The organism is Sphingobacterium sp. UBA5639, assembly GCF_002421245.1.
GTDB classification, from domain to species: Bacteria; Bacteroidota; Bacteroidia; order Sphingobacteriales; family Sphingobacteriaceae; genus Sphingobacterium; species Sphingobacterium multivorum.
In genome coordinates this window covers 60,759-83,504 of the sequence record NZ_DIJR01000028.1, presented here as the reverse complement: position 1 = coordinate 83,504, position 22,746 = coordinate 60,759, and the positions used below count along the sequence as shown (strand labels likewise).

General features: G+C 39.6%; 22 protein-coding genes. 6 read left to right on the top strand and 16 right to left on the bottom strand.

Features of this window, described 5'->3' with window-relative positions:
- The first annotated feature begins 175 nt into the window (after window positions 1-175).
- From B4Z90_RS16505 to B4Z90_RS16485, 5 genes are all read left to right on the top strand, one after another.
- Window positions 176-895, top strand: coding sequence for a DUF1003 domain-containing protein (locus B4Z90_RS16505; protein ID WP_070566208.1), 720 nt, complete (start codon window positions 176-178; stop codon window positions 893-895).
- Complete coding sequence (gene arfB, locus B4Z90_RS16500) at window positions 892-1,296, top strand: alternative ribosome rescue aminoacyl-tRNA hydrolase ArfB (RefSeq protein ID WP_070566211.1); 405 nt, start codon at window positions 892-894, stop codon at window positions 1,294-1,296. Before B4Z90_RS16505 ends, arfB begins: the two co-directional genes overlap by 4 nt.
- 150 nt (window positions 1,297-1,446) lie before the next feature.
- A complete protein-coding gene (locus tag B4Z90_RS16495) occupies window positions 1,447-1,815 on the top strand; it encodes a BlaI/MecI/CopY family transcriptional regulator (RefSeq protein WP_046672281.1) in 369 nt (122 codons plus the stop codon).
- Window positions 1,816-1,846: 31 nt separating this feature from the next.
- Window positions 1,847-3,580: an energy transducer TonB gene (locus tag B4Z90_RS16490; protein WP_286802797.1), complete on the top strand. Its 1,734-nt coding sequence runs from the start codon at window positions 1,847-1,849 to the stop codon at window positions 3,578-3,580.
- Between the two features lie 16 nt (window positions 3,581-3,596).
- Window positions 3,597-4,487, top strand: coding sequence for a hypothetical protein (locus tag B4Z90_RS16485; RefSeq protein WP_286802796.1), 891 nt, complete (start codon window positions 3,597-3,599; stop codon window positions 4,485-4,487).
- A gap of 23 nt (window positions 4,488-4,510) precedes the next feature.
- Here the strand turns inward: B4Z90_RS16485 and B4Z90_RS16480 are convergent, their stop codons facing one another.
- The 12 genes from B4Z90_RS16480 to B4Z90_RS16425 form a co-directional block, all read right to left on the bottom strand.
- On the bottom strand, window positions 4,511-4,801 hold the full coding sequence (locus B4Z90_RS16480) for a chaperone modulator CbpM (RefSeq protein WP_046672278.1): 291 nt from the start codon (window positions 4,799-4,801) through the stop codon (window positions 4,511-4,513).
- A gap of 4 nt (window positions 4,802-4,805) precedes the next feature.
- Window positions 4,806-5,738, bottom strand: coding sequence for a J domain-containing protein (locus B4Z90_RS16475; protein ID WP_286802794.1), 933 nt, complete (start codon window positions 5,736-5,738; stop codon window positions 4,806-4,808).
- Between the two features lie 154 nt (window positions 5,739-5,892).
- Entirely contained in the window at window positions 5,893-7,467 is a 1,575-nt protein-coding gene (locus tag B4Z90_RS16470; RefSeq protein WP_286802792.1) for a M28 family peptidase, read from the bottom strand.
- Between the two features lie 179 nt (window positions 7,468-7,646).
- A complete protein-coding gene (gene rpiB, locus B4Z90_RS16465; protein ID WP_046672275.1) occupies window positions 7,647-8,093 on the bottom strand; it encodes a ribose 5-phosphate isomerase B in 447 nt (148 codons plus the stop codon).
- A gap of 12 nt (window positions 8,094-8,105) precedes the next feature.
- Window positions 8,106-8,966: a twin-arginine translocase subunit TatC gene (gene tatC, locus B4Z90_RS16460; protein ID WP_070566223.1), complete on the bottom strand. Its 861-nt coding sequence runs from the start codon at window positions 8,964-8,966 to the stop codon at window positions 8,106-8,108.
- A 76-nt stretch (window positions 8,967-9,042) separates the two neighbouring features.
- A complete protein-coding gene (gene accC / locus B4Z90_RS16455; protein WP_046672273.1) occupies window positions 9,043-10,398 on the bottom strand; it encodes an acetyl-CoA carboxylase biotin carboxylase subunit in 1,356 nt (451 codons plus the stop codon).
- 73 nt (window positions 10,399-10,471) lie between these two features.
- Entirely contained in the window at window positions 10,472-10,951 is a 480-nt protein-coding gene (gene accB / locus B4Z90_RS16450; RefSeq protein ID WP_112373755.1) for an acetyl-CoA carboxylase biotin carboxyl carrier protein, read from the bottom strand.
- A 74-nt stretch (window positions 10,952-11,025) separates the two neighbouring features.
- The gene (locus B4Z90_RS16445) at window positions 11,026-12,015 is read right to left on the bottom strand and encodes a beta-ketoacyl-ACP synthase III (protein ID WP_046672271.1); all 990 of its coding nucleotides are present in this window, start codon (window positions 12,013-12,015) and stop codon (window positions 11,026-11,028) included.
- A gap of 7 nt (window positions 12,016-12,022) precedes the next feature.
- Complete coding sequence (gene plsX / locus B4Z90_RS16440) at window positions 12,023-12,961, bottom strand: phosphate acyltransferase PlsX (RefSeq protein ID WP_046672270.1); 939 nt, start codon at window positions 12,959-12,961, stop codon at window positions 12,023-12,025.
- A gap of 106 nt (window positions 12,962-13,067) precedes the next feature.
- Window positions 13,068-13,259, bottom strand: coding sequence for a 50S ribosomal protein L32 (rpmF, locus tag B4Z90_RS16435; RefSeq protein WP_046672269.1), 192 nt, complete (start codon window positions 13,257-13,259; stop codon window positions 13,068-13,070).
- 14 nt (window positions 13,260-13,273) lie between these two features.
- Entirely contained in the window at window positions 13,274-13,810 is a 537-nt protein-coding gene (locus B4Z90_RS16430; RefSeq protein ID WP_046672268.1) for a YceD family protein, read from the bottom strand.
- Window positions 13,811-13,912: 102 nt separating this feature from the next.
- Window positions 13,913-14,563: an epoxyqueuosine reductase QueH gene (locus tag B4Z90_RS16425; RefSeq protein WP_070566227.1), complete on the bottom strand. Its 651-nt coding sequence runs from the start codon at window positions 14,561-14,563 to the stop codon at window positions 13,913-13,915.
- 177 nt (window positions 14,564-14,740) lie between these two features.
- On the opposite strand from B4Z90_RS16425, the gene B4Z90_RS16420 reads away from it, so the two are divergent.
- Window positions 14,741-15,901, top strand: coding sequence for a hypothetical protein (locus B4Z90_RS16420; RefSeq protein WP_070566229.1), 1,161 nt, complete (start codon window positions 14,741-14,743; stop codon window positions 15,899-15,901).
- A gap of 8 nt (window positions 15,902-15,909) precedes the next feature.
- On the opposite strand, the gene B4Z90_RS16415 is transcribed toward B4Z90_RS16420, so the two are convergent.
- The 4 genes from B4Z90_RS16415 to B4Z90_RS16400 all read right to left on the bottom strand — a co-directional run bounded on the left by B4Z90_RS16415 (window position 15,910) and on the right by B4Z90_RS16400 (window position 22,727).
- A complete protein-coding gene (locus B4Z90_RS16415; protein ID WP_312194325.1) occupies window positions 15,910-16,761 on the bottom strand; it encodes a transglutaminase-like domain-containing protein in 852 nt (283 codons plus the stop codon).
- Window positions 16,762-16,858: 97 nt separating this feature from the next.
- Complete coding sequence (locus B4Z90_RS16410; RefSeq protein WP_046672265.1) at window positions 16,859-17,518, bottom strand: ABC transporter ATP-binding protein; 660 nt, start codon at window positions 17,516-17,518, stop codon at window positions 16,859-16,861.
- Window positions 17,519-17,621: 103 nt separating this feature from the next.
- The gene (locus B4Z90_RS16405) at window positions 17,622-20,024 is read right to left on the bottom strand and encodes an ABC transporter permease (RefSeq protein WP_286802790.1); all 2,403 of its coding nucleotides are present in this window, start codon (window positions 20,022-20,024) and stop codon (window positions 17,622-17,624) included.
- A 255-nt stretch (window positions 20,025-20,279) separates the two neighbouring features.
- Window positions 20,280-22,727 (bottom strand): ABC transporter permease, encoded by a 2,448-nt coding sequence (locus B4Z90_RS16400; RefSeq protein WP_286802788.1) that lies wholly within the window; start codon window positions 22,725-22,727, stop codon window positions 20,280-20,282.
- Window positions 22,728-22,746: the final 19 nt, after the last annotated feature.

Here is a 22,746-nt window from a genome sequence, read left to right as displayed (position 1 = left end):
TTGCCCTCTTATTTTACTTTATGATAATAAGGTAAATTGAAGATGCTTATTCCTGAATTTTGTGTTGCAAATTTCGTCTATTTATGCGTAAAATAACAAAAACCAATTGCCATAGTTTTGTGAATTTTTTGATTGGTTAAAAAGCACTATCTTTAAATAGATATTAAATCGGTATATGGATAACTTTATAAGTGATATTTCAGGACAGCAATTTCCTTCGGAACAACGTATTTTGGGGGCTTCAATCCGACAACCCATTTTTAAGCTGATAAAAAAGGAATATCCAGGTTTTAGTAAGGACAAGTATATCGCCGCAAGTGAGTTGACACGATTTAAAGAAACTTATATCGCCGAATTTCTGAAAGATGAGTCTGGACAGTTAAGTCAATTGGATCAGCAGGTCATCAACAGTTTTAAGGAAAATAAAGTGATCAGCGCAAGTTTGGATGGAGATAATATGGAGCCAGTCAGCGTAGGAGACCGGGTTGCCGATAAAGTGGCTGAGTTTGGCGGAAGCTGGACCTTTATTATTTCCTTTGTCTTATTTTTGATTGTCTGGATTGCGGCCAATATCTTTTGGTTAAATAATAAAGGCTTTGATCCTTATCCCTTTATTTTACTGAACCTGATTTTGTCCTGCGTAGCTGCTTTGCAAGCTCCAGTTATTATGATGAGTCAAAACAGACAGGAAGATAAGGATCGTGAACGTGCAAGAAATGACTATATGGTCAACTTAAAGGCTGAACTCGAAATCAGGGAATTGCATGAGAAAATAGATCATCTCATTATCCGCAAAGAACAAGAACTTGTCGAAGTACAACGGGATCAAGTGGAAAAATTGAGCTTTCTATTAAAAAAGATGGAAAAAATAGAAGAAGCATTTAAAAATAAATGAATTTAGAAGGAGTAATAGGAGAACTTACGTTTAAGTTTTCCAGATCGGGTGGAGCAGGTGGACAACATGTAAACAAGGTGTCATCGAAAGTATTGTTGCAGTGGGATGTTGCGCTATCCACAGCTGCTTCTGTTGAAGAAAAAGCAATGATTTTCAACGCGTTGGCAAACCGTATCAATAAAGAAGGAATACTGCAATTGGAGTGCGATATTGATCGGTCGCAGATCCGTAATAAAGAAATCGCAATCGATCGCTTTAAGCGTATAGTGGAAGGCGCACTTGTGCCAGCAAAACCCCGTAAAAAAACTAAAACTCCGTATTCGAGTGTGCTAAAAAGACTGGATCGAAAGAAACAACAGTCTCAATTGAAAGCTTCAAGGAAAAAGAATTTCGACGAATAAAGATGATAATATCACGTGTTGTTTTAAATTAATTGTTTAATTATCAGTATTTTGTATTTTAAACTAATTTATTAGTTGTAAAACTATGATTTTAGTTATAACTTGTGTATTGATTTATTATTCTGGTATTTATTTTATTCCTGAGAAGTTATGGAGGATTTTAAAGAGTTAACGAAAGCCGAGGAGCAGATTATGCAAGAGCTCTGGGAGATGGGCCGTGGCTTTGTCAAAGAAATTATTGATCGACTTCCGGAGCCGAAACCGGCCTATAACACGGTCTCGACCATCGTTCGTATTCTCGAAACAAAGGGCTTTGTAAGGCATGAATCTTTTGGTAAAAGTCATCAATATTTACCAAAGATTTCAAAAGAGGAATATAAGAAAGGTATCACAGGTAAGTTATTAACGAATTATTTTGACAATTCGCCCAAGCGTATGCTCTCTTATTTTTTGGAAGAGAATAGGCTGGACATCAAAGAACTTGATGACATCTTATCGATCATCGAACGTAATAAATAACAACCAATACCCTTTTATAAACTTTTTGATTATGATTTACTTATTGATTGTCAATATTTCATTGATTATCAGTTTTGTGCTCTACAAACTGATTTTTAGAAAACTTACTTTTTTTCAATGGAACCGGATCTATTTGATTGGAATGGTTGTATTTTCCTTATTAGCTCCTGTGGGTATTTTTATTGAATTACCCAAGACGGAAATGATTTCCAATCATATTCCACAGGTCGACTTAGGAACATATATGGATGTCGAAATCGGGAGCCCGATCGAAAAAAAACCTCTTTTTTTGTTGGATATTCTTGCCAAGATCTATTGGATAGGAGCGGGAATCGCCTTTTTTTTCTTGGCGATACGGATCAAGCAACTTGTTCGGGTATTGCGTTCTTCTCCTGAGTACCTGAGTTTTTCTTTTTTTAATCGGGTTGTGATTGGAAAATCGATTAAAAACAAGAAGAATATTGCATGGCATGAGCAGGTTCATGCTGAGCAGGGACATTCCTATGATTTACTGTTGATTGAGCTACTTAAAATTTTCAATTGGTTCAATCCTGTTGTGTATTTCTTTCAAAAGGAAATAAGGTTTCAACACGAATATATTGTAGATGAAATTTGCTCGACCGATAAAGTGGCTTATGCAGAAATGCTGGTTGCTCATGCATTACGTACAGATCAATTGGCTTTTTCACATGAGTTTTCCAATCATTCTTTTTTAAAGCAGCGCATCACGATGTTATTTAAAGATAAATCTGTACAAAGACAACGCTTGTTATATGTGATTGTGCTGCCCATGTTATTGGTGGTAGCGGGGTCTACGTTGGTCTTTAATACGAGTAGGGCCAAGGCTATGGTAGCGGATGTAGAAGAAAGCGTTAATGGCTTAACTGTGACTGATGAGCAGACATTGCCGAGCCAGTCTGAGGAGCTAAAAAATGGACAGGTAAATGAAGACAGTAAGGTCTACAAAGATCCTGAGATCATGGCTATTCCAGTTGGAGGAATGAAAAAGTATGTCATGGGATTGGGCAGTAGAATCCACGTGAGTGATGAAGCAATCAAAAATAATGTGATCGGGGTAATTGTCATCTCGGCCATCGTGGAGAAAAATGGTGAGTTGAGCCATATAAAGGCTAAGAATGATTTGGGCTATGGCCTGGCATCCGCTGTGGAAAATGCTGTAAAAGCAAGTGGGAAATGGAAACCTGCAATCGTCAATGGGAAAGTCGTTCGATCGCTGCTTTCCTTACCCGTTACCGTTGGCGGAAAAACGACGTACTATTGGGAGGAAACTGACACATTGGGCAGAAAGGTGCGAATGTCATCTCATTCATTCCCGGGCGCTGAATCTGGTGAAGAGACGGAAAAACAACTCAAGGAAGTAAAATCGATAAGGACGGAAGATGAGAGCGACCGCTGGAATCTTTCATTGGATTTTCAGTCCGATTTAGTAACTTTTGATAAAGTTGAGGTGCAACCAACACCTATTGGGGGAATGCGATCTTTTATGATCTGGGTAGGCGATAATTTTGTTTTTCCGGAAGCAGCAATTAAACGGGAGGTTAATGGCATTGTTGAAGTGGCTTTTATTGTCGAAAAGGATGGCAGTTTATCCCATGTTGATGTAAAAAAAGATCTTGGTTATGGAACCAAAGAGGCGGCATTGGAGCTCCTAAAAGGTGCGAAAAAATGGAAACCGGGATTAGTTAACGGTAAACCGGTACGCGTGGCTTACACATTGCCGATTCGTTTAAATCTAAAGAAGTAAAGATTAGATCATAAATATGCAGAGCAGATTCATTCAAATTTTCTATTTTATTGTGGTTTTGGCCATGCTTTCTTCCTGTAAGTCCTATAAAGTGGTTCCCAACGGTTTTGCTGTACAAGGTGATGAGTATTTTGTTAATATTAACAAAGAGCTTACCGTATTCCTCGGGGATGATATTATGGAGGATAAAAATTGGCAAGGTAAGACTAATCCGATTAATGCAAAGCAGGTTAACAATCGATTTCGTCGTGTATTACGCCATTTACGCTATTCAGATACCGCGTATCAGGTTTTGTTTTCTGGACATCTGGAAGGAAAATATCAGTATGACATGCTTGCTGTAGTCAACAACTCGCCAAATGTAAAAGGGAAAAAAAATCACCTACTTGATTTAAGTTCTTTTCAACGGGAGCAAAATAAGGAAGGACGATATTTTTATACGACTACAACTTTTAAGGGACAAAAGCTGCTTCATTTTGTAATTCCATTTAACGGGCGCCTTTGGCAAGAGAAAATGGTGTCGCTGATCTTTCTCTTCCCGGAGGATTTTACCGATATCGCGTGGGCGAAGGATGTAGTGATGTCTAATGTTGCTATGTATCGCGATCGTTATAAATTTACCCCGAGCCGCACAGAGATTTTATGTCCTGATGATGGTAGTAGCCGTTCGCATTTAGATTATAAAATTCCGGAAGAAAAGGTGAATAAAACAGGTTACATGTTAATGAAAGCTTATGGTGAAGTTGGCGGAGAACGAAAACTGGTTGTTTACCGCGTGATGAAGCCTGGTGATTTTTATGGGTCCTTTGTGACTTGTAAAGGGGATTATGAAATTCTATATACCACATTGCAAGACAAGATTGTTTGGCAGACCAAGGTGAATACAGAGCGGGATGTCGAATTCTAACGAAATAAATTGAAAGCCTTGGATCAATAATCCAGGGCTTTCAATTTATTCTTTAAATGTGAAATTTCATTTTGGAGCTGTTCAACTTTCTCCAATAGGTGACTGGCAACCTGAATTCCGGCAGGATTTACTTCAAGATCATAGTAGAGATTTGAAAAGCGTTCCAATTTTTGGAGCTCTTCTTCATCAATATATTGTTCTTCCTGTTGAATGACAATATGTATGAGTCCGTATTCCTCCATGGTTTGCAGGAATGTTGTTTCAACCTTTCTGGACTGGCAGAAGTCGATGACTTTAATGAGTGTCGTTTCCATAAGATTAGTGTTTTAAATCCTTCAACTGTTGGAACAAGGCCTTTTCTTCGGCAGACAGATTATTGGGCATTTGAATATTCAATGTGACATACAGATCGCCAAATTCACCTTCTTTGCGATACAAGGGGAATCCTTTTCCTTTAAGTCGCATTTTTGCACCATTTTGACTTTCGGCTTTAATCTTCAGTTTAACTTTGCCGCCGAATGTATCTAAAGTTGCTTCACCGCCTAAAATAGCTGTATAGAGGTCTATATCAAGTGTTGTGTATAAGTCATCCCCCTGACGTTTAAAACGGGCATCAGGCGTGATGTTGATGGTGATATAGAGATCTCCTTTTGGGCCACCGTTGATGCCCTCTCCGCCATAACCTTTCAGTTTGATCTTTTGACCATCCTCCACGCCAGCATGAATCGTGATGCGGATACTTTTTCCATTGATATTGAAGGTCTGTTGATGTGTCGTGTAAGCTTCTTGTAAGGTTAAGCTGAGCTCCGCATTAAGGTCCTGGCCGCGGAATGTACTTTGGCGGCCTCCTCCGCGTCTGCTACCAAACATCTGTTCGAAGAAATCAGAGAATTGCCCATCATCAAAGTTTCCAGTGTACTCATGGGAACCGCCACCACCAAATGGATTTCCTCCAGCGCCGAATGGATTTCCTCCGTTAGATTGTGACTGACGGTATTGTTGTTGCGCTTTTTCATACTCCTCTCCATGTTGCCAATGTTCACCGTATTGGTCATATTTTTTGCGCTTTTCGGGATCGGATAATACTTCATTTGCCTCATTAATCTCCTGAAATCGTTGTTTGGCCTCATTGTCATTGGGGTTGACATCAGGGTGGTATTTACGGGCTAGTTTTCGATATGCTTTTTTGATGTCATCAGCAGAAGCTGTTTTATCAATGCCAAGCACTTTATAGTAATCTACAAAAGCCATAAATTATACTTGTTTTGTATTAAAGATAACAATAATTGTGAATAAAAGGTTTATGCTAAAGGTCATTTTAGTACATAAAAAAAGCAAGTAAACAATCATTTACTTGCTTTTTGTATTGTACAAAATAATCCTTGATAAAGCCGATAATTTGACCTTACTCTTTATTACTGTCGATGACCAGGCGATTTTCCCTATTGGCTATTTGCCATGCCGTGTAAAATGCGAGCTTTTCGCGTTTTACCATTAATGGAAAGTCGATCTTGTCATAGGTATCTGCAGGCGTGTGGTAGTCCGGATGCAGGCCCGAAAAATAAAAGACAGAAGGAATACCTTTCTTGGCAAAGTTATAATGATCGGATCTATAGTACAAACGCATAGGATCCTTTGGATTGTCATACATATAGTCAATCTCCAGTTTCGTATGTTTTTCATTCTCATTTTTATTGATCTCATATAACTCGGAGCTCAATTTATCTGAACCGATAGCGTGGATATAATCATGATTGCCTTTGAGATGCTTGTCGTCGACACGGCCGATCATATCGATATTGATGCAAGCAACGGTGTTTTTCAATGGAAATATCGGATTTTCTGTATAGAACTTGGAACCTAGTAAACCTTTTTCTTCTGCAGCATAGGTGATGAACAAAATGCTGCGACGTGGGCCATTTCCTGTTGATTTAGCTTTCGAAAAAGCGCGTGCCAACTCAAGGACGGCTGTTGTGCCCGAGGCATTGTCATCGGCCCCAAAGAAGATATTGCCTTTGGAATCCATTCCATCGTGGTCGTAGTGGCCTCCGATCACAACGATTTCGTCTTTTTTATCTGTTCCTTCCAGATAGCCAAGAATGTTTGGATCAGCTAAAGCAGCCGCATTGGTGCCAAACTCAGCTTTAAAATTTGTTGAAATAACAAAGGAATTAGGTTTTCCCGTACGATTAATCTTTGCAACAACAGTAGCAAGGTTAGTTCTCGCCAGGTTTAGTATATAATTTGCGGCATGGTCTGTAATGTTGACTACAGGGATCATTGGCGACTTTTCCGGCGCTGGTTGGTCCACCGCCAAATTGTAACGGCCCTCAATAGCACGGTCTCCCGCATCCTCCAAAAGTTGGGACAGCTGACTATTGATCGCTAGTACCATTTTGGGATTGTGTTTAAGGATCTCTTTGACTTTTTTATTTCGGGTTGTTGCCCAGTCCGACGCAGTCTTTTTGCTGCTAATCCATGAATTTCCTTTCTCATCTGTTGGCTCATTCTCATTGATCAACATAACGATCTTATTGTGGAGATCCAAGCCCGAGATATCCGAATACTTGGGTTCATCTATGCCATAACCAATAAACACGATTTCATTGCTTTCGAAGAATTTGTTCTCGTTGTTGCCAATGACGAAAATGTCCTTACCATGCTGGAAGGGCCTGTCGTTAATACTAAATTGCTTTACTTTAAAGCTGTTGCGAATTAGTTGCAGGGGTTGGAAATAGGATCCGTTGACAGGTGCACTAAGTCCATATTTTTTAAATTCATTGGCAATATATTCTGCTGCCAGACGTCCGCCTTTTTGGCCGGTTCCTCGGCCTTCAAAATCGACAGAAGCTAAAGTGCGCAGATGCTTCTGGGTAGATTCTACCGTGATTTCATCGGCATATTTACTGTTTATGTCCTGTGCATTTGCACAGCTCATCAGAGCGCATGCTATCCAAAGCAGGTTGTATATTTTCTTCATTGTTTATTTTTTACTAGTGTGACTTTCAGTACCTTATTTTGTAATTTAATTAACCAGATCAGCTGCGTATCATCTCCTTGATTGATATAACAGGTGTCGTTATCTGCACAATATATAAAAAAAAGCGGATGAAAAGTGTAATTTGCTTTTCATCCGCTTCTTAAAATATGTTAATTTACCTAACAGCTACAAGCTATTTTGTTTACGCGGTTAGCGTGACGCCCACCTTCGAATTCCGTGTTTATAAATGTGTTGACGATCTTTTTAGCGAGGTCAAGGTCGATAAAACGTGCAGGTATACATACGACGTTCGCATCATTATGCTGACGGGCTAAAGCCGAAATTTCCTCTAACCAACAGATAGCAGCACGGATATTTTGGTGTTTATTGGCTGTGATAGCAACACCATTTGCACTTCCACAAATTAAGACTCCGGCATCAGCTTCTTTGTTTTCTACCGCTGATGCAACTGGGTGTGCGAAATCCGGATAATCCACTGAATCTGGGGAATTTGTTCCAAAATCTGTTACCTCATAACCCAGTTCATTTAGAAAACTTACCAAAGCTGTTTTGTATTCAAAGCCGGCATGGTCACTTCCAATCGCAATTTTCTTTACGCTGCTCATTTTATTGTTATTTTATTTTTCTTGTGCTAATTTTTTTCTTTTGACATCGGCCGAAACCATGATACTTATCTCATATAATAAGAACATTGGTGCTGCAACGGTCAACATGGTGATGATATCTGCAGACGGTGTAATGATAGCTGCTATCACTAAAATAATTACAGTTGCATAACGACGGCTGGCCCGCATAAATTCAGGGGTCATAATGCCTATTTTCGAGAGAATAAATACCAGTATCGGGAGTAGGAAAACAATTCCACAGCCCAATGTTAACGTTGCTATCGTAGAAAGGTAGTTATCAATGGTAATCTGGTTCACGATCTCATCACTTAGGGATACGTTGGCTAGAAAGTTGATGGATAAGGGTACAACGATGTAGTATCCGAAGAGTGCTCCTAAAATAAACAATAAAGAAGAGTAAAAAACAAACCCGCGTGCAGACCGTCTTTCCACATCGGTCAGTGCTGGTTTTACAAATAACCAAATTTCAAAAAGGAGGTAGGGGAATCCCATCATCAAAGCCATCAATAAACAGGAGTTTATCTGAAGCATAAATTGACCTGCTAGTTCGGTATTGATGATATTAAAAGGAATTTTCTTGACACAGAAGTCTGCTAAATTGAAAGCATCTGCTGCCTTACACATCATGCGATAGGTCCAAAAATTTAAATTCTTTGGCCCCATGATGATATCGTTGAATACGAAATCGTAGAATGTAAAGGCAATACCTGCAAAGATACAGATCGCAATTGCTGAACGGACCAAATGCCATCTTAAAACCTCAAGGTGGTCAAAAAAAGACATTTCCGCTTCTATATTCTTCCCTTTATCTTTAATAGCTTGTATTAGATCTTTCGAATTAGGTGTACTCATAAAAATTGTTTGGAAACAAAAATACCATTCTTATTGTAAAGAATGGTATTTTTTATGTATGTAAAGATAATTTTATTTAATCTTCCGCAGGATATTCCGTTAGGTCGAAAGTTTCCATAAACTTTGTCGTGAAATTGCCTGCTCTAAAGTTAGGGTCGCGCATCAATCTCAAATGCAAAGGAATGGTTGTTTTGATCCCTTCAATGACGAATTCACTCAATGCACGTTCCATAGTACAAATTGCTTCCTCACGTGTTTGCGCAACGGTGATCAATTTAGCAATCATAGAATCATAGTTTGGCGGAATTGAGTAACCAGAATAAACGTGTGTATCTACACGTACACCATGTCCACCTGGTGAGTGGAAGTTGGTGATTTTACCTGGTGAAGGACGGAAATTGTTAAAAGGATCCTCCGCATTGATACGACATTCGATCGCATGCATTCCTGGTTCGTAGTTTTTTCCGGAGATCGGAATTCCTGCGGCCACCTTAATTTGTTCTTTGATCAGATCAAAGTTGATGACTTCTTCCGTTACCGGGTGTTCTACTTGGATACGTGTGTTCATTTCCATAAAGTAGAAGTTGCGGTGTTTGTCAACCAAGAATTCGATTGTACCAGCACCTTCATAGTTTACAGCTTTAGCACCTTTAACAGCAGCCTCTCCCATTTCAGCTCTCAATTCGGGAGTCATAAAAGGTGATGGCGATTCTTCAATCAATTTTTGATGACGACGTTGGATCGAACAGTCACGTTCAGATAGATGACATACTGTACCGAATTGGTCACCCACAATTTGGAATTCGATATGACGCGGTTCCTCTACATATTTTTCAAGGTAGATACCGTCGTTACCGAACGCAGCCGCAGATTCGACACGCGCAGAATCCCAAGCTGGTTCAAACTCTTCGTCTTTCCAAATGATGCGCATACCACGGCCACCACCACCGGCTGTAGCCTTGATGATAACTGGGTAGCCGATTTCATTGGCTAAGGTAATACCTTCTTTTACGTTTGAGATCAAACCATCGGATCCTGGAACAGTAGGAACACCAGCTTTTTTCATGGTATCTTTTGCACGGGATTTATCACCCATTTTCTCGATCTGCTCTGCAGTTGCACCAATAAATTTGATACCGTACTCTGCACAGATAGCTGAGAAACGAGCATTTTCCGACAAGAAACCATATCCTGGGTGAATCGCATCTGCATTTGTTAATTCAGCTGCAGAAATAATATTCGGAATGTTTAAGTAAGAGTCTCTACTCGGTGGAGGACCAATACAAACTGCTTCATCCGCAAATCTTACGTGTAAACTATCGCGATCGGCAGTCGAATATACTGCAACACTTTTAATACCCATTTCACGACAGGTACGGATAATGCGCAGGGCAATCTCGCCTCTATTTGCAATTAATATTTTTTTGAACATTGTCTTGAATTATGAAGTTTGCAAAAAATGTAGCCCTTTGGAGGCTACATGTATTCATTTACGTAATTGTAAATTACTTAGGCTCAACTAAGAATAATGGTTGGTCGAACTCAACAGGTTGAGCATCTTCTACCAAAATCTTAACGATTTTACCTGAAACTTCAGATTCAATTTCGTTGAATAATTTCATTGCTTCAATGATGCATAGTACAGAACCGGTATTGATATCATCACCAACATTGACGAAAGATGGTTTACCAGGTCCAGCCGAACGGTAAAATGTACCGATCATTGGTGATTTGATTGTGATCAAGTTTGCTTCAGCGCTTGCGGCTGGTGCTGCAGGGCTAGCTATTGGAGCTGGTGCCGCTGCTTGTGCAACTTGAGGAGCAGCAATTGGAGCAACAGCAGGAACAGTAGCTGTTACGTACGTAGGCTCTTGATTTGTTTTTATTGTAATTTTAAAATCTTGCTCTTCAATTGAGACTTCATTCACACCTGATTTTGAAACGAATTTAATCAAGTCCTGAATTTGTTTGATATCCATACCCATAGTATTCTAGGTTTTGTTTGTTTCTAAAAAATTCTAACTGTCAAAAGTAATAAATTATACCATAAAATGGACAACTAATACGCCCATTTTAAATAGATGGATCCCCAAGTGAAACCTCCACCGAAAGCAGCAAGGATAAGATTATCTCCTTTCTTCAATTGAGATTCCCATTCCCACAAGCATAAAGGAATAGTACCACTGGTGGTATTTCCATATTTTTGAATGTTCACCATCACTTTTTCTTCCGGAAGCCCCACACGTTCTGCCGTTGCATCAATAATACGTTTGTTGGCCTGATGAGGCACCAACCAAGCAATATCTTCTGACTTTAAGTTATTTTTGACCATAACCTCATGTGCTACATCAGCCATATTGGTTACTGCAAATTTAAACACCGTACGACCTTCTTGGTAAGCGTAATGTAATCCTGCATCTACAGTTGCATGCGACGCCGGATTCAGCGAACCCCCACCTTTGATATTCAAAAACTGTCCTCCGGAACCATCGGTTTTTAAAATAGCATCTTGTATACCCATGCCTTCTTCATTTGGCTCCAATAATACACAGCCACAACCATCACCAAATAGGATACAGGTATTGCGGTCTTGGTAATTGATGACCGAAGACATTTTATCGGCACCGATAACAAGGACTTTTTTATGAGTGCCAGCAGTGATAAATTGTGTTCCTGTATTCAGACCGAACAAGAAACCTGAACAAGCCGCCTGAAGATCAAATCCCCATGCATTTGTAGCTCCGATTTTATCGGCCAGAATATTTGCAGTCGCAGGGAACAGCATATCTGGTGTGCTTGTACAAAAGATAATAAGGTCAATATCTGTAGCAGCTATACCTCTTTTTTTCAATAAACCTTGCACTGCAGGTACAGCAAGATCTGAAGTAGCAAGACCTTCACCTTTTAAGATGCGACGCTCTTTGATTCCCGTTCTGGAAACAATCCATTCGTCGTTGGTGTCGACCATTGTTTCCAATTCTTTGTTAGTAAGGATATAATCCGGAACGTAACCATTTACAGCCGTGATTGCGGCGTGAATCTTTGACATAAATACTCTAATTGAAAATAGATCTGATGCTGTCAATGAACTTAGACTCGATCATATCTCTTGAAAATAAAACCATATTTTTAATGGCCTCAGGTGTCGAAATACCATGGCCAATAATGACAGGAGCATTAACTCCCAAGATCGGGCTACCGCCGTACTGCTCGTAGTTGAATCGGTCGAAGAAATCATCTTTAAAACCTTTTTTCAACGTCACTACATAAAATGATTCTGCGAGTTTCAAGACGACGTTGCCTGTAAATCCATCACAGACGTAAACGTCGGCATGGTCACTGAACAGGTCACGGCCTTCTGCATTTCCGATAAAGTTAATCTTGTCGTTGGCTTTAAGTAGGGGGTAGGTAGAGGTTGTTAGGATGTTTCCTTTTTCTTCTTCTTCTCCGATATTCAATAATCCCACTTTGGGGTTGGATACATTAAACACATGTTCGGCAAAGACACTTCCCAAGATTGCAAATTGGTTCAACATCTCTGGTTTACAGTCTGCATTAGCGCCGACGTCCAATAAGATTCCGAAGCCTGATTTTAATTTGGGAACAATGGATGCTATTGCAGGGCGTAATACGCCTGGGATAGCTTTAACGCTAAACATTGAGCCCACAAGCATGGCGCCAGTATTACCAGCAGAAGCGAATGAGTCAATTTCTTTGTTTTTTAAATATTCAAATCCCTTCGCAATACTTGAGTTGGGTTTTTGAGTTATTGCTTTGGTTGGATGTTCACCCATTGCAATGACTTCTGGAGCCTCCACATATTCAAAGTCAGATGAATTTCCCCCGGCTTGATTGATTAATTGTTTAGTCTCTTCAGTTTTACCAAAAAGGACTATTTTTTGGTCTCCAGTAAGCTGTTTTTGTGCTTCAATAGCACCTGTTATCGTTGCTTTAGGAGCATAATCTCCTCCTAAAATATCTAAACCAATCTTCATCCGTTATTATTTAGTAAATCAATAATACGCAAAAAACATCCCAAAGTAAAGCAAATTTCTAAAATAGTGCTTGTCTGGGATGTTTTGGTGTTATGAAAGGTTTACCTTAGACAACAGCTGTATTTTCAATGATCAATTTACCGTTGTAGTACAAGTTTCCGTCTACAGTATATGCACGGTGAGGTAAATGAACTGCGCCAGTTTCTTTACATACTGTCAAGCTTGGAGCTTCAGCTTTATAATGTGTTCTTCTTTTGTCTCTTCTTGATTTAGAAGTTTTACGTTTTGGATGTGCCATCTCGTATTCTTGTTTTAGTTATTTTTAATATTTCTCAATGCTTCCCAACGTGGGTCGATAATTTCTTCTTCTTTTTGTTCCTCTGAATCAGGCTCGCTTGTAAATAACGCGAGCATCTCAGGATCACATTGTATACCTTGTCCCTGCTCTTCACATTTTACGATATAGGGAACAGCTAAATTAATGTATTCGTATAATAACTCAGCTATATCCAACTCATGGTCGCTTTTGGATAAGATCAACACCTCTTCGGTATTATCTGTCCAATCTTCATCCGTGAATTTGACTAATATTCGTTCTTGAATTGAAATCGGTGACATAAACTCTTTTAAGCAGGTATCACAAGTCAATTGAATTTCGCCTTGGATATCAAAATGCAAAATCAAAAGATTTTCTTGTTTTTGCAATTCAACTTCTGCTTTCAGATTGCCATCTTTTACAATCGAATGTTCGTAGCAGTCAAAGAACTTTTTATTAATGTCAAACTCAAAATTGTGCTTTCCAGCGTTGAGCCCCGAAAAGGGAATTCTGTATTGTTTTAGATGTTTCACAATCTTGCATTTGAGCCTGCAAAGGTATGTATAAAATCATTAGGATAGAAATATTTTTTCAAATATTCCGAAGCAAAGCTTCATATACACCAGTAACAGGACTTATTCATAATAATTTTTGCCTAACTCTATCTTTTCGCGCCCATTTGCCATACGCCATTTGTTGGTATCGCGTAGCGAATAAGCACAGCCGCAATATTCCTGCATATAGAATTTCTCCTTTTTGGAGACTTCAAGCATACGGGCAGAACCACCTTTCTTACGCCAGTTGAAAGTCCAATACTCCATCCCTTCATGGCGGGAGGCAGCACGTAAACCACAATCATTGATCTGCTCCATGTTTTTCCAACGGGAGATACCCAGCGAACTTGAAATCACATCAAAGCCATTGGCAGCCGCATACTCAGCCGTTTTTTCAAAACGCATATCAAAACACATCGTGCAACGGATGCCTCTTTCAGGCTCTTGCTCCATCCCTTTGGCCAAATCAAACCAATGATCAACATCGTAGTCCGCATCAATAAAAGGGATATTATGTTTTTCCGCAAATCGGATGTTCTCGTCTTTGCGTAAATCATATTCTTTGCGGGGATGAATATTGGGATTGTAAAAATAGATTGTAAAATCGATATCCGAAGCAATGAGTGCTTCCATCACTTCTCCAGAACACGGAGCACAGCAGGAGTGTAAAAGTAATTTTTTGCCCTCTCCCGGTAATGTCAACGTCTCCCTTACAAATTCCTTATTTTCCATAATCGTATGTGCTAACAAAAACAAAGGCAATTTTAATCAAAAAGTAGCGGATTGACAAATATTCCGTTTTACTTATACGGGTTTGCCCCTAAAAGAATCATATAAATTCATTGATATTCTGCATATATTAGTAGATTTGTATGTTTAACGCAATACGCTATTTTTAATAAAAAATATATGAAATTTTCGTTTCAATCCTGTATTATCCTATTCGTTGCCAGTGTAATAGGTTTTACTTCTTGCAAGAAACTGGATGATGAGCCTGTACGAACGGGGGCTACTTTGATCTCTAGATTATATGTTTCTTTCTCGGATTACGACCAGAACAATTCTGCGCTTAAAAACATGATGATTATCGATCCGGCTGATACGACCAATTTAGATAATATCTATCAATATCTTTCTCCGGCAAAAGGGGGCGGACCAATTCTTTTTGATGCTGCTGCCCGGGCTATCTTTCAGGCGAGTGTTACGGCACAGGATACCTTTCTTCAGGTGATTCCATTTGCCAATGAGATCTATGGAATTCCCGGTAATGCAGGTGCTATTGGATACCGCGGTTTTACGAATGTTAGGGGATTGGCCTATTATACGTATGCCCAACAAAATGGTACATCTGGATCTGTAACAACACCATTTCTTTTGGCGGTTACAAATCGCGGAGTAGGTAATTCCATGTTATATGCGATAAGTACACCAAGTGGAAAAGTGGGATCAAAAGGTGGAGCACCAATCATTGACAAACAGATTAACCTTGGGAACCTGGTTCCGAGTTCACTGACTTTATTGAATAGCAATACAAGTGATAGTAATGAGAAATTGGTGCTGATTGGTTTTAATAATGAAGGAACAGAAAATAGAAGTGGTTTTGCTGTATATTCTCAACTCAAACAAGAACTCATCGACCGTCCTCGCGATACCATTGTAGCTTCCACTAGATTTACGCCAGTGATGAAAGTATATATCAATGGTAAAACGGGATTAGGCTCGGTGTCCTATGCACCCAAAAAGGGTTTGTTGGCGGTAACTTCCGGTAGTGAAGTGCTATTTTTCAAAGATCCAAAAACCTTATTTAGTGGAGGCACGGACAAAACTGTGGCGCCTGATTACGTCATCGGTGGGGCTAATACAGGTTTAGTAAAACCTTGGGGGATAGCCATTGATGATCGTACAGAACAAGGGAAATTCTTTTATGTTTCTGATCTAACGAATCGTACAATTTCGCGTTTTCCATTGCTAGGTGAAGGCAATATAAAACCCGATATTGCAGCGAAAACCTATGGCTCTTTGACGCCGAATTATATCTTTTTAGATGCTCGTGAAGCTAATATTTTCTAACGTGCAGTTTAAGCAAGCAACTGGAAAAGCGCTTTGATTTCCTGTTGCTTGTTTGAACTTTCATGTTCCTCGTAGGCAGACATCAAGTTTCGCAAAGCTCGTTTAAGGATGGTCACATTATCGCAGGGATAGGTGAATTCTCTATCCGGATTGAGGTTCAGTTGCTTCAAAAATGAATTTACATCGCTTTTTTGCATAACCTGCCCACGATTAAAGGCATTGATGTAAAACAGCACATTTTCATTCCCTTCTTCATCCGAATCCATATACGCCAATACAAAATGCTTTGGTAAATTAATACCGTAGATCGGAATGTCCAATTTTTGTGCAATGATACTGTAAATGCAGGATAGGGTTAAGGGATTCCCCTGTTTGGTATCGAGTACTTGACCAATATAGGAATTCTGTGGATGATGATAATCCTTTGTATTTCCTGTTAGGCCGAAGGAGCCAAAAAGAACATGATTCATCAGGTTCACTTTTTCCAGCGGGCTCATGTCGTAATGCAAACCGCGCCATACCTCAGTTTTGAGGTCTTCTATCGCTAAAACAATCTTATGATCCTCATAAGAAGGATATTGATAATTATTGAGGATAATTAATCCTTCCAGTAGATTGAATGAGTTACTCAGGTTCCAAATCTGTAATTCGTTTTTGGTCTGATCAAATTGAATTTCATGGATAATATTCTCTAATCGACCCTGTATGTGAGGATCGAAGCTGGACTCCCAAAATTTTTCCAAATAGGGTACAATCTCAGGACCTTGGCTTTTTAACTGGTGCTCCACTTCCTGAATAATCTGTTGGTCGGTGTCGTCCAACAGGGATATTAGCGATTTCAACTCTCTCTCATTCATCATAACGAAGTTAAAGAATTGATTCGAGATATGAGCTAAAAAAATCCCTACCGTCATTGATGTACTGCGTAGGGATTATCCAGGTTAAATTGGCATACAATTATTTGAGCTGACCATCCAGCATATTGACAACTCTTTTACCGTATTCGGCATTTTTTTCAGAATGGGTTACTTGTATGATTGTAACGCCATCATCGTTGAGCTGTTTGAATAAATCCATGATTTCTTCGCCTTGTTTGGAATTTAAGTTACCCGTAGGCTCATCGGCCAGCAATAACTTCGGTGATCCCGCCAATGCACGCGCTATACCGACAATCTGTTGCTGACCACCGGATAGCTGGGCCGGGAAGAGATCCTTCTTCCCGACAATGCCAAAGCGATCAAGCATATCGGCAACAATAGCTTTTCTTTCTTTGCTTGAAATGTCTTTATAGATCAAGGGTGTTTCGATATTTTCATACACGGTCAATTCATCCAGGAGATGATAAGCTTGAAATACATAGCCTATGTGGGATTGATATAGTTGCGTTCTTTTCTTTGCTTTCATTTCCAATACATTCTCGCCCATAAAGATATATTCACCCTCATCAGGTTCATCAAGCATACCGATAATATTTAATAAAGTTGATTTTCCAGACCCTGATGGCCCCATGATGGAGATAAAATCACCTTCAGCAATATCGAGACTTACATCTTTAAGGACGAATGAGCGTGTACCACCTACGTTATACCACTTGAATAAATTTTTTAATTGTATCATTTTTTAGTATTGAGATCTTAGATATTCTTGTTTTATATTTTTATTAGTCATCATAATTACTGTTCGACTGGGGAATAGGGCCCTTTACCGCTCAAATTATCTTTTATTCATCGCGCAGGCTATCTATTGGATTTGTTTTTGCGACTTTTATAGATTGGAAGCTGATGGAAACCAATATGAGGATAAATATGCAAAATATTGGGATCAAAAACGACCACCAGGACAGCTGAATATGATAGGCGAAATTGGAAAGCCATTTATTCATGAGTAGATAGGCTATTGGAAGGGCTATGCCGATCCCGACTAAAAAGAGCTTTAAAAATGGTTTGTTCAATTGAATAAAGAGCAATTGTACCGAGGCCCCCAGTACTTTGCGGATGCTCATTTCCTTTTTTCGTAATGCCGCCTGATACGCCGCCATACTAAATAGCCCTAAGGCCGCGATGATAACCGAAAGGCTTGTGAAACTATTAAATGCAGTCTGCAATTCGTGCTGTTTTTTGTGCTGTAAAGCATATTGCTCATCCATAAAAGAATAATCAAGAGGCAGATCTTTTGCGGAGGGATTTTTCAACCATTCTGCTTTGACTGTATTGATGGCCTGATCAACCATTCCCGGTTTTGTTTTGACCATGAGGGTTGTCTGAAAGCGCATAGTACCACATTCGTTTTTAAATGAATATAGGCTCGGCTGAACTACATTTTCAAAGCCATAAGCTTTACTATCTTTGACTAGGCCAACAATTTCAAAGGTGACATCACAGCCTTTGATTTTAGCACCTATCGGGTTTTCGAGTCCTAAATTTTTGGCTGCAGATTCGTTGATGACCGCATAGTTGGCCAAGGAATCGTGAAGCAGTTGATCTATTGAAACAGTGGTGTTTCCTTGTATACTGGAGATATTTAGCGTCTTGAAATATCCAGGATCAATACCGACATGTGCAAATGAAACGTTTTTTTGAGCATAGGAAAAATCCATTTTGGGAGGTTGTTCGCCTTCCCCTGGAATATTTGTCGCTGATGCAACTGAGGCAATACTTGGATCATTCTCTAACCGACGTTTTAGTTGTTGATAGGAACCATCGATTTTATTGTCGTAATACATACCGACACCTTTGAAATTAACAACCTGTGCAGGTTCAAATCCTTTATCCGCCTGCTGCATATAATTTAGCTGTGCCCTAATAACCAGCATGCCCGATATAAATAAAATGGCCATACTGATCTGAAAAGTTAGTAGTGCGTTTCGAAATGTGCCCTTTTTGAGAATGGAAGTCAGTCCACCTTTAAGGAGATTAACGGATTTGAAGCCAGAGAGTACGATAGCTGGGTATATTGCCGATAGAACTGTTGTCAATAGTACGGCAATAGCAAGTTGGACGATTGTTTCTGAACGCAGAATATAGCCCTTAAGATCATCATTGAACCATTTTTGGAGGATATTTCCTGTGAGGGCCAAAGCAACGAAACTTAGAATTGCAGCACTGAAAGTCAGAATAAATACTTCCAGTACCAATTGCCTGACGATAGCCCAACGTGAGCTTCCCAATATTTTTTTGAGCGCGAGTTCCTTAATGCGTTGATCCGCTTGTGCCATAATCATATTGGCAAAATTGGCAGAGGCGAGTAAGAGGATCAAAACGGAGAGAATACCAATAATCCACGTGATGATATAAGCCGTGTTACTTCCTGTTTTTGGCCGAAGGTGAAGGTTGGACAGTGGGTCTAGGTAGATCCTCCCTTTGGCATAACTGGAGGAGCGGATTTTATCTTTCGGTGCAATTTCTTTCTGGTAAAGCGCGTTGATGCGATTGGTCAACTTCGTGATATCCGTACCGGGACGTACTTGAATATAAGTTTGATACAAAAAAGGATTATTATTGGCGAAGAGATCCTGTGGTTCACGGATAAAAAGGAGATCGTAGTCAATCATGGACAGACCTTGCTTTTTGATGGTACCGTAGATTGTTTCCTTCATTCCAATTTGTAGACTTAGAGCTGGAATCGAATGGGGATTGTCAAAATTTAAGTCTTCTTTTTTGAATAGTTGTTCGGCAATATGGCTTTTGACCATGGTCGCATCCTTTTGATCCTTGTTTTTGTAGAGCGGTCCGGTCGCATTTTCGATTTGAAAGATTCGTGCGGCTGAGGAGTCAATCAGTGCAGCATTTTTAATAAGGACTGTTTTTTCACCAAAAAGGGGATAACTTCCATAATTGTAAACTATTTTTCGACCTGCATAGACGATATCAGGTAAATTCTGTTTTAGCAATGGAGCCAGAGAAGGTGAAGTTTCGTCCGTAAATGCACCTTCTGCTTCAAGGCCAATTTGGTAGATATCCTTGTAATGTGGATTCCATTTATCGTAACTGGTCTCTCGATTGATGTATTGATAGGAAAGGATAAAACCGGTAAAACCCAAGGTCAATCCAATTATATTTAGAAGAGTAAATCCTTTGTTTTTTAAGAGTTTACGCCAAGCTAGTTTGAAATCATTTTTTGTCATCTTACGCTGGATAGGTATGCTTAAACCAAGTAGAACTATTTCACTCAATTAAAATTACAATCCCCTTGCCAGTGTCGTAATAGTTTTATTATAAATAACTTATCGTGTTTTTGTTTTGTTTTTGAATGTTCGATTTCGAACAGTTTACGTCCAGAATCGAACATTCATTCCCCTAAGCTATTGGTTCAATGACCACCACGCAACAGGCAGGCAATTACCAAGGCAACAAACACCAATTTTTAAGATCTTCTGACTTTATTCATCCCTTAAACTATCGACCGGATTGGCACGGACGACTTTCCAAGTTTGATAACTAATCGTCCCAAAAGCAACTAAGATTGCACTTATTCCTGCCAGAACAAAGTAGAACCAATTGATTTCTATGCGATAATTGAAATCCGCCAGCCATTGATTCATTGCCCACCATGCAACAGGTGTAGCAATAATCAAGGCTACAAAGACCAATTTTATGAAATCTCCGGAGAGTAATTTGAGTAATCGGATGGAACTTGCCCCGAGGACCTTACGGACACCAATTTCTTTGGTACGTTGCTGGGTCACATATGTTGCTAGTCCAAAAAGTCCCAGAGCGGCAACAAAAATGGCTACAAAGGCAAAGCAGCTGAAGATATTTTTAGTCCGTTGGACATCCTGATAGAGGTCAGCGAAGCCGGCATCAAGGAAATTGTAGTCGATTTTTTGATTCGGAGAAAACTTATTCCAAACAGTATTAATGTCGGCTAATGTTTTGGACATGTCCGTCGATTTGGTCTTGATCGAAAGCATGGAAGGGCTATTGGCAAGGGTCATGCAAACGGGATAGTAGCCCTCATCTTTCATTGATTCAAAGATAAAATTATCGACGACACCGATAATGGTCCATGTCCTGCCGTTAGTAATTTGTGTACCAATGGGATTTCCTTTGATGCCTAAATCAGCAAGCATTCTTTTGTTAACAATAGCACCTGTACTATCCGATGCGATATGTGGATCGAAGTTTCGGCCGGCTATTAGCTTCAGACCAAAAGTGGAAAGGTAGCTTTCGTCGATATTCCAGAATTGCCCACCTTCACCTAATTCAAGATCTTCCTTGCCTTTGGCCCAAAAAAGATTTCCATTTCTTTTTGCACCATCCAATTGAACCGGTAAATAGTCGCCAATAGAGACATCACGAACTGTTGGAATGGCTTTTAATTCATTTTTTAATTCTTTCGCCTGGGAGGCAATTCCCGTTACACCACGAAGTACAATGACCTGATCCTTATCAAAGCCAATGTCTTTATTAAGCATAAAACTGATTTGCTGATTTGCAATGAGTGCGCTGATGATCAATATAATAGATGTTGCAAACTGGAAAATAACCAGTCCATTGCGCAATAATGAAGATTTAGGATTCGTAACCGATTTGCTTTTTAATGCGTTGATCGGCTGAAATCCTGATAAATAGAACGCTGGGTATAAGCCAGCGAGGATACCGATGAACAACATGCTCAAAATCAGCGAAGGCACAAAGTACCACACTGTCCACGGTATAAACAGCGCTTTGTTGGCTAGATTGTTAAATAGTGGTAATAACAGGAAGGCTAATAATAACCCTATAAGAAGTGAAATAAGACTGTAACATATCGCTTCGGTCATAAATTGGATAATCAGTGTCTTTCGATTGGATCCAATGGTTTTGCGAATTCCGATTTCTTTTGCCCGCGTTGCTGCATTCGCTGTGGATAGGTTGATGAAGTTAATACAAGCGATCAATAAAATAAAAAATGCGATGCCAGCAAATATCCAGACCATCTTAATATCACCTTGATATTGCGTAGCCATGCCATATTCCGACACATTCTTAGAACGCAGGTGCATATCGAGGGCGTTTTGAAGTAAGACGGTTGACTGCATCATTTCGGGCGATATTTTTATTCCATTTTTTTTATTAATCAGAATATAATGGTCCTGAATATAGTTTTTTGAAATGCTACCCTGTGCGTTGGCAATAGCTGCATTCTCCTTCAGTTTTACATAGGTAATGTAATTTGTTGCGCCCCAATTGTTTTGTTCACCCGGGTAAAATGGTTCGCCTGCAAGGGATATAAAATAATCATAACCATAGAGGCTGGAATTGTTCGGAACATCATCGATGACAGCCGTTATGTTATATAAAATACTTTTATTATTGTTGAGATAGATCGTCTGCCCTACAGCATTTCCTTTGAAATATTTCTCAGCCCTACTTTTGGTAATGACTATCGCATTGGGTTTGTCCAGCGCATGTGATAGCTGTCCTTGTACGACCGGAAGTGGAAATATTTCCAAAATGGACTGATCGACATAAACAAATCCTTTATCAAGGTAATTCTCTGCGCGGCCATTTACCGTAAATAGATTGCTTCCGGCACCAAATAAGGTATTGGGTAAAATGCGGCCGGCTAATTCTACACTTGGGATTTCCTCTTGCAAGGTTTTAGCTGCTGGGGCAGGAAAGGCAAAGGTTTGCCTCACTTTATCACCATCGGGTGCCGAAACGATAAGACGGAAAACACGGTCCATGTCGGGATACATTTTGTCATAACTGGTTTCATGGCGAATGTACAGTATAATAAGAATGCAAATGGCAATACTAAAAGCGAACCCGCCGATCTTGATGATCGAGTAAAGTTTGTTGTTGGCCATATTTCGCCAAGCGATCTTTAAATTATTTCCTATCATAATAAAGTTCTTTTACAGT

Bases quoted from the DNA above. Each gene is read 5' to 3' on its own strand.
- B4Z90_RS16505 (WP_070566208.1), top strand. From the start codon at position 176: ATGGATAACTTTATAAGTGATATTTCAGGACAGCAATTTCCTTCGGAA.
- arfB (WP_070566211.1), top strand. From the start codon at position 892: ATGAATTTAGAAGGAGTAATAGGAGAACTTACGTTTAAGTTTTCCAGA.
- B4Z90_RS16495 (WP_046672281.1), top strand. From the start codon at position 1,447: ATGGAGGATTTTAAAGAGTTAACGAAAGCCGAGGAGCAGATTATGCAA.
- B4Z90_RS16490 (WP_286802797.1), top strand. From the start codon at position 1,847: ATGATTTACTTATTGATTGTCAATATTTCATTGATTATCAGTTTTGTG.
- B4Z90_RS16485 (WP_286802796.1), top strand. From the start codon at position 3,597: ATGCAGAGCAGATTCATTCAAATTTTCTATTTTATTGTGGTTTTGGCC.
- B4Z90_RS16480 (WP_046672278.1), bottom strand. From the start codon at position 4,801: ATGGAAACGACACTCATTAAAGTCATCGACTTCTGCCAGTCCAGAAAG.
- B4Z90_RS16475 (WP_286802794.1), bottom strand. From the start codon at position 5,738: ATGGCTTTTGTAGATTACTATAAAGTGCTTGGCATTGATAAAACAGCT.
- B4Z90_RS16470 (WP_286802792.1), bottom strand. From the start codon at position 7,467: ATGAAGAAAATATACAACCTGCTTTGGATAGCATGCGCTCTGATGAGC.
- rpiB (WP_046672275.1), bottom strand. From the start codon at position 8,093: ATGAGCAGCGTAAAGAAAATTGCGATTGGAAGTGACCATGCCGGCTTT.
- tatC (WP_070566223.1), bottom strand. From the start codon at position 8,966: ATGAGTACACCTAATTCGAAAGATCTAATACAAGCTATTAAAGATAAA.
- accC (WP_046672273.1), bottom strand. From the start codon at position 10,398: ATGTTCAAAAAAATATTAATTGCAAATAGAGGCGAGATTGCCCTGCGC.
- accB (WP_112373755.1), bottom strand. From the start codon at position 10,951: ATGGGTATGGATATCAAACAAATTCAGGACTTGATTAAATTCGTTTCA.
- B4Z90_RS16445 (WP_046672271.1), bottom strand. From the start codon at position 12,015: ATGTCAAAGATTCACGCCGCAATCACGGCTGTAAATGGTTACGTTCCG.
- plsX (WP_046672270.1), bottom strand. From the start codon at position 12,961: ATGAAGATTGGTTTAGATATTTTAGGAGGAGATTATGCTCCTAAAGCA.
- rpmF (WP_046672269.1), bottom strand. From the start codon at position 13,259: ATGGCACATCCAAAACGTAAAACTTCTAAATCAAGAAGAGACAAAAGA.
- B4Z90_RS16425 (WP_070566227.1), bottom strand. From the start codon at position 14,563: ATGGAAAATAAGGAATTTGTAAGGGAGACGTTGACATTACCGGGAGAG.
- B4Z90_RS16420 (WP_070566229.1), top strand. From the start codon at position 14,741: ATGAAATTTTCGTTTCAATCCTGTATTATCCTATTCGTTGCCAGTGTA.
- B4Z90_RS16415 (WP_312194325.1), bottom strand. From the start codon at position 16,761: ATGATGAATGAGAGAGAGTTGAAATCGCTAATATCCCTGTTGGACGAC.
- B4Z90_RS16410 (WP_046672265.1), bottom strand. From the start codon at position 17,518: ATGATACAATTAAAAAATTTATTCAAGTGGTATAACGTAGGTGGTACA.
- B4Z90_RS16405 (WP_286802790.1), bottom strand. From the start codon at position 20,024: ATGACAAAAAATGATTTCAAACTAGCTTGGCGTAAACTCTTAAAAAAC.
- B4Z90_RS16400 (WP_286802788.1), bottom strand. From the start codon at position 22,727: ATGATAGGAAATAATTTAAAGATCGCTTGGCGAAATATGGCCAACAAC.